This window comes from Pseudomonas salicis (genome assembly GCF_057128705.1).
Map to the genome: position 1 here is coordinate 340,174 of NZ_JBSKHU010000004.1, position 13,703 is coordinate 353,876.

General features: G+C 59.7%; 14 protein-coding genes. 13 read left to right on the forward strand and 1 reads right to left on the reverse strand.

Annotation, left to right across the window (positions count from 1 at the left end; all coding sequences use genetic code 11):
• Nucleotides 1–53: 53 nt before the first annotated feature.
• The 5 genes from pyrG (at nt 54) to ispD (ending at nt 5,160) form a co-directional block, all read left to right on the forward strand.
• The gene (gene pyrG / locus ACWKWE_RS16320) at nt 54–1,685 is read left to right on the forward strand and encodes a CTP synthase (RefSeq protein WP_166593529.1); all 1,632 of its coding nucleotides are present in this window, start codon (nt 54–56) and stop codon (nt 1,683–1,685) included.
• Nucleotides 1,686–1,700: 15 nt separating this feature from the next.
• Nucleotides 1,701–2,546: a 3-deoxy-8-phosphooctulonate synthase gene (gene kdsA / locus ACWKWE_RS16325; RefSeq protein WP_483851113.1), complete on the forward strand. Its 846-nt coding sequence runs from the start codon at nt 1,701–1,703 to the stop codon at nt 2,544–2,546.
• A 168-nt stretch (nt 2,547–2,714) separates the two neighbouring features.
• A complete protein-coding gene (gene eno, locus ACWKWE_RS16330; RefSeq protein ID WP_166593527.1) occupies nt 2,715–4,001 on the forward strand; it encodes a phosphopyruvate hydratase in 1,287 nt (428 codons plus the stop codon).
• Between the two features lie 158 nt (nt 4,002–4,159).
• Nucleotides 4,160–4,438: a cell division protein FtsB gene (gene ftsB / locus ACWKWE_RS16335; RefSeq protein ID WP_074752716.1), complete on the forward strand. Its 279-nt coding sequence runs from the start codon at nt 4,160–4,162 to the stop codon at nt 4,436–4,438.
• Nucleotides 4,439–4,449: 11 nt separating this feature from the next.
• A complete protein-coding gene (gene ispD / locus ACWKWE_RS16340) occupies nt 4,450–5,160 on the forward strand; it encodes a 2-C-methyl-D-erythritol 4-phosphate cytidylyltransferase (protein WP_166593526.1) in 711 nt (236 codons plus the stop codon).
• A gap of 189 nt (nt 5,161–5,349) precedes the next feature.
• Here ispD and ACWKWE_RS16345 read toward each other — a convergent pair whose 3' ends face one another.
• Nucleotides 5,350–6,243: a LysR substrate-binding domain-containing protein gene (locus tag ACWKWE_RS16345; protein WP_166593525.1), complete on the reverse strand. Its 894-nt coding sequence runs from the start codon at nt 6,241–6,243 to the stop codon at nt 5,350–5,352.
• A gap of 103 nt (nt 6,244–6,346) precedes the next feature.
• Between ACWKWE_RS16345 and ACWKWE_RS16350 the strand changes: the two genes are divergently transcribed.
• The 8 genes from ACWKWE_RS16350 to rpoS all read left to right on the forward strand — a co-directional run bounded on the left by ACWKWE_RS16350 (nt 6,347) and on the right by rpoS (nt 13,697).
• Nucleotides 6,347–7,459, forward strand: a complete 1,113-nt coding sequence (locus ACWKWE_RS16350; RefSeq protein ID WP_483851114.1) for an S-(hydroxymethyl)glutathione dehydrogenase/class III alcohol dehydrogenase — start codon at nt 6,347–6,349, stop codon at nt 7,457–7,459.
• A gap of 99 nt (nt 7,460–7,558) precedes the next feature.
• Nucleotides 7,559–8,404, forward strand: coding sequence for an S-formylglutathione hydrolase (fghA, locus tag ACWKWE_RS16355; RefSeq protein WP_166593523.1), 846 nt, complete (start codon nt 7,559–7,561; stop codon nt 8,402–8,404).
• Nucleotides 8,405–8,543: 139 nt separating this feature from the next.
• Nucleotides 8,544–9,017, forward strand: coding sequence for a 2-C-methyl-D-erythritol 2,4-cyclodiphosphate synthase (gene ispF, locus ACWKWE_RS16360; RefSeq protein WP_166593522.1), 474 nt, complete (start codon nt 8,544–8,546; stop codon nt 9,015–9,017).
• Entirely contained in the window at nt 9,014–10,072 is a 1,059-nt protein-coding gene (gene truD / locus ACWKWE_RS16365) for a tRNA pseudouridine(13) synthase TruD (RefSeq protein WP_483851115.1), read from the forward strand. Before ispF ends, truD begins: the two co-directional genes overlap by 4 nt.
• Nucleotides 10,060–10,809, forward strand: coding sequence for a 5'/3'-nucleotidase SurE (gene surE, locus ACWKWE_RS16370; protein ID WP_166593520.1), 750 nt, complete (start codon nt 10,060–10,062; stop codon nt 10,807–10,809). Before truD ends, surE begins: the two co-directional genes overlap by 13 nt.
• The gene (locus tag ACWKWE_RS16375) at nt 10,809–11,486 is read left to right on the forward strand and encodes a protein-L-isoaspartate(D-aspartate) O-methyltransferase (protein ID WP_166593519.1); all 678 of its coding nucleotides are present in this window, start codon (nt 10,809–10,811) and stop codon (nt 11,484–11,486) included. Before surE ends, ACWKWE_RS16375 begins: the two co-directional genes overlap by 1 nt.
• A 190-nt stretch (nt 11,487–11,676) precedes the next feature.
• Nucleotides 11,677–12,588, forward strand: a complete 912-nt coding sequence (locus tag ACWKWE_RS16380; protein ID WP_483851116.1) for a peptidoglycan DD-metalloendopeptidase family protein — start codon at nt 11,677–11,679, stop codon at nt 12,586–12,588.
• A 104-nt stretch (nt 12,589–12,692) separates the two neighbouring features.
• Nucleotides 12,693–13,697, forward strand: a complete 1,005-nt coding sequence (gene rpoS, locus ACWKWE_RS16385; RefSeq protein WP_166593517.1) for an RNA polymerase sigma factor RpoS — start codon at nt 12,693–12,695, stop codon at nt 13,695–13,697.
• Nucleotides 13,698–13,703 lie beyond the last annotated feature (6 nt).

Genomic DNA, 13,703 nt, shown 5'->3' on the forward strand with positions numbered 1-13,703 from the left:
TTCGCTTTCCCCGGCGGCTCTGACCGCTTTAACGCAGACTTCTAGGGTTTTTCATGACGCGCTACATCTTCGTCACGGGCGGTGTTGTTTCTTCATTGGGGAAAGGCATTGCCTCGGCTTCATTGGCGGCCATCCTGGAGGCGAGGGGACTTAAGGTCACCATGCTCAAGCTGGACCCCTACATCAACGTCGACCCGGGCACCATGAGCCCGTTCCAGCACGGTGAAGTGTTCGTCACCCACGACGGCGCGGAGACCGACCTGGACCTGGGTCATTACGAGCGTTTCATTCGCACCACCATGACCCAGAACAACAACTTCACCACCGGCCGTGTGTACGAACACGTCCTGCGCAAAGAGCGCCGTGGTGATTATCTGGGCGCGACCATTCAGGTGATCCCGCACATCACCGACGAAATCAAGCGTCGCATCATCAAGGGCGCCGGCGATGCCGACGTGGCCATGGTCGAGATCGGTGGCACCGTGGGTGACATCGAATCGCAACCGTTCCTTGAGGCGATCCGCCAGTTGCGTTTCGAAGTCGGCGCCAAGCGCGCGATGCTGATGCACCTGACGCTGGTGCCGTACATCGCGACTGCTGGCGAGACCAAGACCAAGCCGACCCAGCACTCCGTCAAGGAACTGCGTTCCATTGGCCTGCAGCCTGACGTGCTGGTGTGCCGCTCCGATCACCCGATCGACGTTTCGTCGCGTCGCAAGATCGCGCAGTTCACCAACGTCGAAGAGCGCGCTGTGATCGCGCTGGAAGACGCCGACACCATCTACAAGATCCCGGGCATCCTGCACTCGCAGGGTCTGGACGATTTCGTCGTTGAGCGTTTTGGCCTGCAATGCAACAGCGCCGACCTGTCCGAGTGGGACAAGGTCGTCGATGCCAAGCTGAACCCGGAGCACGAAGTCACCATCGCGATGGTCGGCAAGTACATGGAACTGCTGGACGCGTACAAATCGCTGATCGAAGCGATGAGCCACGCAGGCATCAGCAACCGCACCAAGGTCAACCTGCGCTACATCGATTCCGAAGACATCGAGAATCAGGGCACTGGCCTGCTGGAAGGTGTGGACGCCATTCTGGTACCGGGCGGCTTCGGTCTGCGCGGTGTCGAAGGCAAGATCACCGCCGTTCAGTTTGCTCGCGAAAACAAGGTGCCTTACCTGGGTATTTGCCTGGGCATGCAAGTGGCGGTCATCGAGTTCGCCCGTAACGTGCTGGGCTGGAAAGACGCCAACTCCACGGAGTTCGATCGCACCAGCCCGCACCCTGTGGTCGGCCTGATCACCGAGTGGGAAGACGCCACCGGCGCGGTCGAAACCCGTACCGAAAGCTCCGACCTTGGCGGCACCATGCGTCTGGGCGCGCAGGAATGCCTGCTGGAGCCGGGTTCTCTGGTGCACGATTGCTACGCCAACGACACTATCGTCGAGCGTCATCGTCACCGTTACGAAGTGAACAACAAGCTGCTGCCGCAACTGATCGAAGCCGGGCTGAAAGTGTCCGGTCGTTCCGGTGATGGCGCGCTGGTTGAGGTGGTCGAGTCCAAGGACCACCCGTGGTTCGTGGCTTGCCAGTTCCACCCTGAGTTCACCTCCACGCCTCGCGACGGTCACCCGCTGTTCAGTGGCTTCGTCAAGGCAGCGCTCGCTCAGCACCAGAAGAACGCCTGATAGGGAATTCATTACATGGCACAGAAAATCATCCGTGTGGGCTCCATTGACATCGCCAACGACAAGCCGATGGCCTTGTTCGGTGGCATGAATGTCCTGGAGTCGCGGGACATGGCCATGCAGGTCTGCGAAGAATACGTTCGGGTCACCCAGAAACTGGGCATCCCTTACGTGTTCAAGGCCAGCTTCGACAAAGCCAACCGTTCTTCCGTGACCTCGTATCGCGGTCCGGGCCTTGAAGCGGGCATGCGCATTTTCGAAGAGATCAAAAGCACCTTTGGCGTGCCGGTGATCACTGACGTCCACGAGCCGCATCAAGCGGCGACCGTGGCGGAAGTCTGCGACATTATCCAGCTGCCGGCCTTCCTGTCGCGCCAGACCGATCTGGTCGTGGCGATGGCGAAGACCGGTGCCGTGATCAACATCAAGAAGGCCCAGTTCCTCGCGCCCCAGGAGATGAAGCACATCCTGACCAAGTGCGAAGAAGCCGGTAACGATCAATTGATCCTGTGTGAACGCGGTTCGAGCTTCGGCTATAACAACCTCGTCGTGGACATGCTCGGCTTCGGCATCATGAAAGCATTCGAATACCCGGTATTCTTCGACGTGACCCACGCGCTGCAAATGCCGGGCGGTCGTTCGGATTCGGCAGGTGGTCGTCGTGCTCAGGTGACCGATCTGGCCAAGGCCGGTATCAGCCAGGGCCTGGCAGGCCTGTTCCTTGAAGCGCATCCGGACCCGGACAACGCCAAGTGCGACGGCCCGTGCGCCTTGCGCTTGAACAAGCTGGAGCCGTTCCTGACCCAGCTCAAGGCACTCGATGATCTGGTCAAAGCGTTCCCGGCCATAGAAACGGCGTAAAACCCGCTTCTCCGGCACGATGCCCTCCGGTAGAGTGCCGCTCGTTTCTTTCCCGACCAACGGGTCGGGAAAATCTGTCATCCCGGGCCTGCCCGCTGTCTAGTGCCCGGGGCGCCAGTCGTTTTTCCCAGCTGCGTCGTTTTCGTCAATCTTGGAGTGTTAACAACAATGGCAAAAATCGTCGACATCAAAGGTCGTGAAGTTCTCGACTCCCGTGGCAATCCCACCGTGGAAGCAGATGTGCTCCTCGACAACGGCATCATCGGCAGTGCTTGCGCGCCGTCCGGTGCTTCCACCGGCTCGCGTGAAGCACTTGAGCTGCGTGATGGCGACAAGAGCCGTTACATGGGCAAGGGCGTTCTGAAAGCAGTGGCCAATATCAATGGCCCGATCCGCGACCTGCTGCTGGGCAAGGACCCGGTTGACCAGAAGGCCCTGGATCACGCGATGATCAAGCTCGACGGCACTGAAAACAAAGCCAGCCTGGGCGCCAACGCGATCCTCGCTGTGTCGCTGGCTGCCGCGAAAGCCGCTGCCCAGGATCAGGACCTGCCGCTGTACGCGCACATCGCCAACCTGAACGGCACGCCAGGCGTCTACTCGATGCCGGTCCCAATGATGAACATCATCAACGGTGGCGAGCATGCTGATAACAACATCGACATCCAGGAATTCATGGTTCAGCCAGTCGGCGCCAAGACCTTCTCCGAAGGCCTGCGCTGGGGCACCGAGATTTTCCACCACCTGAAAGCTGTTCTGAAGGCCCGTGGCCTGAACACTGCGGTGGGTGACGAAGGTGGTTTCGCACCGAACCTGAACTCCAACGCCGAAGCCTTGGACGCCATCGCCGAAGCCGTCAAAAACGCGGGCTACAAACTGGGCACCGACGTGACCCTGGCGCTGGATTGCGCGGCGAGCGAGTTTTACAAGAATGGCAAGTACGTCCTGAGCGAAGAAGGCGAGTATGACTCCGCCGGTTTTGCCGACTACCTGGCGGACCTGGTCAGCAAGCACCCGATCATCTCCATCGAAGACGGTCTGGACGAGTCTGACTGGGACGGTTGGAAAGTCCTGACTGACAAGATCGGCGATAAGATCCAGCTGGTGGGTGACGACCTGTTCGTGACCAACACCAAGATCCTGAAAGAAGGCATCGAGAAGAAGATCGGTAACTCGATCCTGATCAAGTTCAACCAGATCGGCACCCTGACCGAAACCCTGGAAGCCATCCAGATGGCCAAGGCCGCTGGTTACACCGCTGTGATCTCGCACCGTTCAGGCGAAACCGAAGACTCGACCATTGCCGACCTGGCGGTGGGCACGTCGGCAGGTCAGATCAAGACCGGTTCCCTGAGCCGTTCCGACCGCATCGCCAAGTACAACCAACTGCTGCGTATCGAAGAGCAATTGGGCGCCAAAGCGGTCTACCGTGGTCGCGGCGAGTTTCGCGGCTGATTACAAGATGGTAAAAAGGCAGCAGGCGTCGTAGGGGAATTCACCGGAAGGTGGGTGTTCCTGGGGTCCTGATCCACGAGCCCGGTGACCACCGGGCTCTTGGGCATTTGAAATGGTCGGTTTTGCTGTCTTTCTCCACCGGGTAACAGATATTCACAATGCGCAGTCCCAACTGGTTGTTCCTCGTTCTGCTCTTGCTGCTCGCTGGCTTGCAATACCGCCTATGGGTGGGTAACGGCAGCCTCGCGCAGGTGGCCAGTCTGACCCAGCAAATCGCCGATCAACATGCCGAAAACGATGCCTTGCTTGAGCGCAACCGTGTGCTGGATGCCGAGGTGTTGGAGTTGAAGAAGGGTCTGGAAACCGTTGAAGAGCGTGCCCGTCATGAGCTGGGCATGGTCAAGGACGGCGAGACTCTTTATCAGTTGGCACAGTGACGTTCCTGTAAATGACTCAATCCCTTCCTGCCTTCTGGGCAGTGATTCCCGCAGCGGGCGTTGGTGCGCGCATGGCGGCAGACCGTCCCAAGCAATACCTGCAACTGGGCGGTCTCACGATTCTCGAACACAGCCTGCTTTGCTTTCTCGATCACCCCCGGCTCAAGGGGCTGGTGATCAGTCTGGCTGCGGACGACCCTTATTGGCCCACCTTGCCGTGCGCGCTGGATTCCCGGATTCAGCGGGTCGCGGGCGGCAAGGAGCGGGCAGATTCAGTCCTCAATGCGTTGTTGCATCTGCACGCCAGTGGCGCCGATGACAACGACTGGGTGCTGGTCCATGACGCCGCGCGGCCGAATCTGGCGCGCTCGGACCTGGACAACCTGCTGAATGAACTGGCGAACGACCCGGTGGGTGGTTTGCTGGCGGTCCCGGCCAAAGACACGCTCAAGCGCGCCGACGCCCATGGCCGTGTGACGGAAACCGTTGACCGCAGTTTGATCTGGCAGGCGTATACGCCGCAGATGTTTCGGCTGGGGGCGTTGCATCGGGCGCTGGCGGACAGCCTGGTGTCGAACGTCTCGATCACCGACGAAGCCTCGGCGATAGAGTGGGCAGGGCAATCGCCACGCCTGATCGAGGGGCGTGCCGACAACATCAAGGTGACGCGCCCGGAAGACCTGGAATGGTTGCGGCAGCGGCGGGGCGATTTTTCCCGCTAACAGGACTGTGATTACTTCCGGTTGCATGCGCAGATGCCTGTAGGAGCGTGGGTTGTCCCGCGATCGGCTGCGAAACAGTCGTGAAACCAAGCGCATTGGCCGTCCCAGATACACCGCGCTTGCAGGATTCACGACGACTCCGTCGCCGATCGCGGGACAAGCCGCGCTCCTACGGCCTTCGGCCGATCTTTATCGATACTCCGGCCGCGCCGCCAACCCTGTCTTCAAATAATCCACCAGCTTCCTGACCTTAGGCGACAAATGCCGTTGCTGAGGATACAACCCCCACACCGCCGTGCTGGGGGGCTGATGGGCTTCGAGCAGTGAAATCAGTGCGCCGCTTTTCAGGTGTTCCAGCACGTAATAATCCGGTAATTGACACAACCCTACCCCTTGCAACGCCGCATCCAGCACCGCCTGCCCACTGTTGCAGCGCCAGTTTCCCTGCACCCGCTGGGAAAATTCCCGGCCGTTCTGTTGCAGCAACCAGCTGTCGGAACTCCCGATGAGGCAGTTGTGGCGGTTCAATTCCGAGAGGCTGTGAGGGCGGCCATACCGTTCTAAATAAGAAGGCGAGGCGCAGAGGTACATGCGTCGAGGCGCCAGCCGCGTGGCGACCAGTCGTGATTCTTGCAGCCGACCCAAGCGTATCGCCAGGTCCATCCCTTCGTGCACCAGGTCCAGCGTGTTGTTGGTCAGCTCAATGTCCACGCGCAGTTGCGGATAGTCCTCCATGAACCGCGTGACCAAGGGTGCGATGAACCGCTCGCCGTAGGCCACAGCGCAGGTCATGCGCAGCAGGCCTTTGGGCTCGCTGGTGAGGTCGCCCACTGCGCGCAACGCTTCCTCGCGGCCATCTTGCAAGCGCTGGCAATGGTGCAGAAACGTCTGGCCCGCCTCCGTCAGCGCGACCTTGCGGGTACTCCTATATAAAAGACGGGTTTGCAGCCGCTCTTCCAGCCGGGCGATCTGCCGGCTGATGTGCGAAGACGAAACGCCCATTCGCTCTGCCGCTGCCGTGAACTGCCCGCATTCAGCCACAGCGACGAATTCGTCCAGCCCTTCCCAACGATTGGTGTACATCGATTATCCCTGTACAGCATTAATGTTTTGCTTTTTCACGGATTATTAATCAAACGGCACTGTTTTACACTCCGGGCTCGTTTTTACTTCGCTGGAGAAGATGATGATCAAGTCACGTGCTGCCGTTGCGTTCGGTCCCAATCAACCGCTGCAAATTGTTGAGGTGGACGTCGAAGCGCCAAAGGCTGGCGAGGTCCTGATCCGGACCATCGCCTCCGGCGTTTGCCACACCGACGCTTACACCCTGTCTGGCGCGGACTCCGAAGGCGTGTTCCCGTGCATTCTGGGTCACGAAGGCGGCGGCATTGTTGAAGCCGTGGGCGAGGGCGTGACCTCGGTAGCGGTCGGCGACCATGTGATCCCGCTGTACACCGCCGAATGCCGCGAGTGCAAATTCTGCAAATCCGGCAAAACCAACCTGTGCCAGAAAGTCCGTGCAACGCAAGGCAAGGGCCTGATGCCCGACGGCACCACCCGTTTCAGCTACAACGGCGAGCCGGTGTACCACTACATGGGCTGCTCGACGTTCTCCGAATACACCGTCGTGGCAGAAGTCTCCCTGGCGAAAATTCCTAAAGAAGCCCCGTTGGAAAAGGTCTGCCTGCTGGGTTGCGGCGTGACCACGGGCATCGGCGCCGTGCTCAACACAGCCAAGGTGGAAGAGGGCGCAACCGTGGCCATCTTCGGTCTCGGCGGCATCGGTCTGGCGGCGATCATCGGCGCGAAAATGGCCAAGGCCTCGCGCATCATCGCCATCGACATTAACCCGTCGAAATTCGACGTCGCCCGCGAACTGGGTGCCACTGATTTCGTGAACCCGAAAGACCACACCAAGCCGATTCAGGACGTCATCGTCGAACTGACCGATGGCGGCGTGGATTACAGCTTCGAGTGCATCGGTAACGTCAACCTCATGCGCGCCGCGCTGGAGTGCTGCCACAAGGGTTGGGGCGAATCGATCATCATCGGCGTTGCACCGGCTGGCCAAGAAATCGCCACTCGCCCATTCCAGCTGGTGACCGGTCGCGTCTGGCGCGGTTCGGCGTTCGGCGGCGTCAAAGGCCGCACCGAGCTGCCGAGCTACGTCGAGAAAGCCCAGAAAGGTGAAATCCCCCTGGACACCTTCATCACCCACACCATGGGCCTGGACAAGATCAACGAAGCGTTCGACCTGATGCACGAAGGCAAAAGCATCCGCTCCGTTATCCACTTCTAAGAACAGCGGCAAGCTACGAGCTGCAAGCTGCAAGAGGGCGCGCCACTGTGCCGGCTTGCAGCTTATGGCTTGAGGCTTGTAGCTGGGAGGAACGACCCCATGAGTCTGGAAAATATTTCGTGCCAGAAAAGCTTCGGCGGTTGGCATAAACGCTACAAGCATCACTCCGATGTGCTGGGTTGCGACATGGTGTTTGCCGTCTATCTGCCGCCGCAGGCCGAGCAGGGTGGCAAGCTGCCGGTGGTGTACTGGCTGTCGGGCCTGACCTGCACCGATGAGAACTTCATGCAAAAGGCCGGTGCCCAGCGCATCGCCGCCGAGCTTGGAATCATCATCGTTGCGCCGGACACCAGCCCCCGCGGCGCCGACGTGCCGGGTGATCCGGACAACGCCTACGACTTCGGTCTGGGCGCCGGTTTCTATCTGAATGCCACGGAGCAACCGTGGGCGCGTCATTACCGCATGTACGACTACGTGGTCAGTGAGCTGCCGACGTTGATCGAAGCGCATTTCCCGGCCTCGGACAAACGCAGCATCAGCGGACATTCGATGGGCGGTCACGGTGCGTTGGTCTGTGCCTTGCGCAACCCGGGGCGTTACAAATCGGTGTCGGCGTTCTCGCCCATCACCAACCCGATGGATTGCCCGTGGGGGCAGAAGGCGTTCTCCCGTTATCTGGGCGAAGACCGTTCGCGCTGGCGCGAATGGGACGCCAGCGTGTTGATCGCCGACGCGGCCGAGCGCTTGCCTCTGCTGATCGATCAGGGCGACCGCGACGACTTCCTTGCCAATCAGCTCAAGCCCGAAGCGTTGGTACAGGCGGCGAAGACGGTGGGACACCCGGTGGAACTGCGCATGCAGCCCGGTTACGACCACAGCTATTACTTCATCGCCAGCTTTATCGAAGATCACCTGCGCTATCACGCCGTGGCGTTGGCGGGTTGAAACGCTGCCACAGGTTTTAATACATGCAGCCCTACAGCGAGGGACGCCTCGTCTGACAAGCACTGTATCAGCCAGTCATACGCCCTAATGTCCGACAAAGTAGGTAGAATCACGCCCTGACTTTTTCAGGGCGTTTTTTATGCGTATTGGCCACGGCTATGATGTGCACCGTTTCGCCGAAGGCGATTTCATTACCTTGGGTGGGGTGCGGATTGCGCACAAGCATGGTTTGCTCGCACATTCCGACGGCGATGTCCTGTTGCACGCGTTGAGCGATGCCCTGCTGGGCGCTGCAGCGCTGGGCGACATCGGCAAGCATTTCCCCGATACCGACCCGCAATTTAAGGGTGCTGACAGCCGCGTGCTGCTGCGTCACGTCCTCAAGCAAGTGCAGGCCAAAGGCTGGAAGGTCGGCAACGTCGACGCCACCATCGTCGCTCAGGCCCCGAAAATGGCGCCGCACATCGACACCATGCGCGCGCTGATTGCCGAAGACCTTCAAGTCGAACTCGATCAGGTCAACGTCAAGGCGACCACCACCGAAAAGCTCGGCTTCACCGGCCGTGAAGAAGGCATCGCGGTTCACGCTGTTGCGCTGTTGATCGCCGCATGACTGAATTCGAACTCTTGGGCCCTCGGGCTTATGGCGAGGCACTGGGAGTCGCGGTACTCAAAGCCACCGCCGAAGACTTTCAGGTCGATGAGGTGCTGGACATCCCGCTGTCGGGTGATGGCGAACACTTGTGGCTGTGGGTGGAAAAGCGCGGGCTGAACACCGAAGAGGCTGCACGGCGTCTGGCGAAAGCCGCCGGTGTGCCGTTGCGTACCGTGGCGTACGCCGGGTTGAAAGACCGTCAGGCGCTGACCCGTCAGTGGTTCAGCATCCAGTTGCCGGGCAAGGCCGATCCGGACATGTCGGCGGCCGAGAACGACACCCTGAAAATCCTCGACAGCAAGCGTCACAAGCGCAAATTGCAGCGCGGGGCCCATGCGGCCAACGGTTTCACCCTGCGCCTGACGCACCTGCAGGCCGACAAGTCCCTGCTTGATCAGCGGCTTGAAGCCATCAAGCAGCACGGTATCCCCAATTATTTCGGCGCCCAGCGCTTCGGCTACGAAGGCGGCAACGTGGGCGAAGCCCGTCACTATGCCGAACGCCAGGCCCTGCCTGAACAGCGCAACGTGCGTTCGCGACTGCTGTCGACGGCGCGCAGCTATTTGTTTAATCAGGTGCTGGCGGCGCGGGTCGCCGATGGCAGTTGGCAGCGGGCGCAGGTGGGCGACCTGTTGGCGTTCACCGACAGCCGCAGCTTCTTTCCGGCGGGCGAGGCTGAGTGCAGCGACCCGCGTCTGGCGATCCTCGATCTGCACCCGACCGGCCCGCAATGGGGCGCAGGCGATTCTCCTGCAGGTGGTGCCACCGCCGAGCTTGAAAACAGCGTCGCCCAACGCGAGTTCGCGCTTTGTAACTGGTTGATAAAAGCGGGAATGGAACACGAACGTCGCATCCTGCGACTGCCCATCGGGCGGTTGACGTGGCATTATCCCGAGCCTGACATTCTGCAACTGGAATTCGTCCTGCCCGCCGGATGCTTCGCCACCGCTTTGGTGCGCGAACTGGTTGATCTGGCGCCCGCAGGACAGACGGACAGCTCATGCGTATTCTGATTTCAAATGATGATGGGGTCTCGGCACCCGGACTCGCTGCGCTCCACGGAGCGCTGGCGGACTATGCCGAGTGCGCAGTCATTGCGCCCGATCAAGACAAGAGTGGGGCCAGCAGTTCGCTGACACTTGATCGCCCGCTGCACCCTCATCGCCTGGACAATGGCTTCATCAGTCTCAATGGCACGCCTACCGACTGCGTTCACCTCGGCATCCATGGCCTGTTGGAGCATGAACCGGACATGGTGGTATCGGGCATCAACCTCGGCGCCAATCTGGGCGATGATGTGCTGTATTCCGGCACTGTGGCGGCAGCACTGGAAGGCCGTTTCCTGCAACGCCCGTCGTTTGCCTTTTCATTTTTGTCCCGCCAGGTCGATAACCTGGCAACGGCTGCGCATTACGCCCGGCTTCTGGTCGAAGCGCATGAGCAGCTGGACCTTCCACCCCGTACCGTATTGAACGTGAATATTCCCAACCTGCCACTTGAACATGTGCGCGGCATTCAACTGACCCGCCTGGGCCACCGGACCCGCGCTGCAGCGCCCGTGCGGGTGGTCGATCCCCGTGGTCGGGCCGGTTACTGGATTGCGGCTGCCGGCGATGCCGAGGATGGTGGGCCAGGCACTGATTTTCACGCGGTCATGCAAGGGTATGTGTCGATTACACCGTTGCAGCTGGATCGAACCTATCAGGACGGTTTCAACAGCCTGAACGCCTGGCTGGAGGGAATGGCCTGATGTCCCGTGAACAAGATGATCTGTTGCGCCGTGGGGTGGGATTCACCTCCCAGCGAACCCGCGAGCGCCTGATTCAACGATTGTACGAAGAAGGCATCAGCAACACTCAAGTGCTCGACGTCATCCGCAAGACCCCTCGCCATCTGTTCGTTGACGAGGCGTTGGCTCACCGCGCCTACGAAGACACGGCGCTGCCCATCGGCAACAACCAGACGATTTCCCAGCCCTACATGGTGGCGCGCATGAGCGAGCTGCTGTTGGCGGCCGGGCCTTTGGATAAAGTGCTGGAGATCGGCACTGGCTCTGGTTATCAAACCGCCGTGCTCGCGCAACTGGTCGAGCGGGTGTTCTCCGTCGAGCGGATCAAGGTGTTGCAGGATCGGGCCAAGGAACGTCTGCTCGAACTCAATCTGCGCAATATGGTGTTTCGTTGGGGGGATGGCTGGGAAGGCTGGCCGGCGCTCGCGCCTTATAACGGCATCATCGTCACCGCCGTGGCGACCGACGTGCCGCAGGCCTTGCTGGACCAACTGGCACCCGGCGGTCGTCTGGTGATTCCGGTGGGGTCGGGTGAGGTGCAGCAGTTGATGCTAATCATCCGAGAGGACAACGGCTTCTCCCGGCATGTCCTGGGGGCGGTGCGTTTCGTGCCTTTACTCAACGGGCCGCTGGCGTAAGCGCTGTTTTGCAGCTGCAATGAATTCCGTGAGGCGCCACCTGTCTACAGGCTGGCGATTTTCGATGAGGGCCTGGCCCGTCGACGTCTCTCGCCGTGAAGTTTTTCGTAACCAGTTTCCCCATGGCTGCCGGTCATCACCAAGACACAATAGGCAGCTTTAATTCAGTCACCAGTAAAGGGAGTGGCGGGTGAGTCTCACAGTCATTCGGCAGCGTACGTTTTCAGCAAGTTTTCCACGTCTGGTGATTGGCATTGCTTTGAGTGTCCTTCTGGTCGGTTGCTCCAGCGCGCCTTCGGGGGGCGTGCGTGTCGTCGACCGCAACGCTGCCAAGCCCACTGCGCCGGTTCGTCAGCCTGTCACGACCGGTCAGTACGTCGTCAAGCGCGGCGATACCCTGTTTTCCATTGCCTTTCGTTACGGTTGGGACTGGAAGGCATTGGCAGCCCGTAACAACCTCCCTGAGCCCTACACCATCCACGTCGGCCAGACCATTCGCTTCGACGGGCGCTCGAATTCGAGTGCACCTGTCGTAGCGGCGGCGCCCGTGGTTGTACCCCAGGCCGCAGCGTCCGGGAGCACCACGTCCAATTCAAGTTCGCCTTCGGGTTCAATCAAGACCACCGTTATTACACGTCCTGTTGATTCAACTTCAGGAAGTAACGGGCCGCCCGCAACTACGCCTGTAACGACGCCAGTGAATACGCCCGTTATTGCGGGAGCGCGTTCTCCGAGCGGTTGGGCATGGCCAACTAGTGGTGTTTTGATTGGCAAATTTTCTTCAAACGGTAGTTTGAATAAAGGCATTGATATCGCCGGTGATTTGGGACAGCCTGTTTTGGCCGCGTCTGATGGTTCTGTTGTATACGCCGGGAGTGGATTACGGGGCTACGGCGAATTAGTGATCATCAAACACAGCGATACCTACGTCAGTGCTTACGGTCACAACCGTAGGCTTTTGGTTCGGGAGGGGCAACAGGTCAAGGCAGGGCAGGCAATTGCCGAGATGGGGTCCACGGGGACTGACCGGGTGAAACTCCACTTTGAGATTCGCCGTCAGGGTAAACCGGTAGACCCACTGGAATTCTTGCCACGTCGTTGATCAGTTGTCAGCCTGTTCCTGCCGTAGAGGGGACAGGCTCACGTGATGCCAAGGAAAAAGGCGCCACTGGAGCTTGAGGTCGAACTCACCAAAGGACTATAACAATGGCTCTCAACAGAGAAGTGCCGGAGTTTGACATAGACGACGAGGTCCTCCTTATGGAGCACGGGATCGTCCTGGATTCTGCAGCGGATGAGAAGCCAGCTACACCTTCTGTTCGTGCGAAGGCCAAAAACTCCACAGCACTCAAACAACACAAGTACATCGACTACACGCGGGCACTGGATGCCACGCAGCTCTACCTCAATGAAATCGGTTTCTCTCCGTTGCTGTCTCCGGAAGAAGAGGTTCACTTTGCGCGTCTGTCGCAGAAAGGGGACCCGGCCGGACGCAAACGCATGATTGAGAGCAATCTGCGCCTGGTGGTCAAAATCGCCAGACGCTACGTCAATCGGGGCTTGTCATTGCTGGACCTGATCGAAGAGGGCAATCTCGGCCTGATTCGAGCGGTCGAGAAATTTGATCCGGAGCGCGGATTCCGGTTCTCCACATACGCGACTTGGTGGATTCGTCAGACCATCGAGCGCGCCATCATGAATCAGACGCGGACCATCCGCCTGCCGATTCATGTGGTCAAAGAGCTTAACGTTTACCTGCGTGCGGCACGTGAGCTGACACAGAAGCTTGACCATGAGCCATCCCCTGAAGAAATCGCCAACCTGCTGGAGAAGCCCGTGGGTGAGGTCAAGCGCATGCTGGGCCTCAATGAGCGGGTTTCCTCTGTGGACGTTTCGCTCGGGCCTGACTCGGACAAAACCCTGCTCGACACGCTGACGGATGACCGGCCCACTGATCCCTGTGAGCTGCTGCAGGACGACGACCTGTCCCAAAGCATCGATCAGTGGCTGTCTGAGCTGACCGACAAGCAGCGCGAAGTGGTGGTACGCCGCTTTGGATTGCGCGGGCATGAGAGCAGCACACTGGAAGACGTTGGTCTGGAGATTGGTCTCACTCGCGAGCGTGTACGGCAGATTCAGGTCGAAGGCTTGAAGCGTCTGCGGGAAATTCTTGAGAAAAACGGCCTGTCCAGCGAATCGTTGTTTCAATGATTTGGC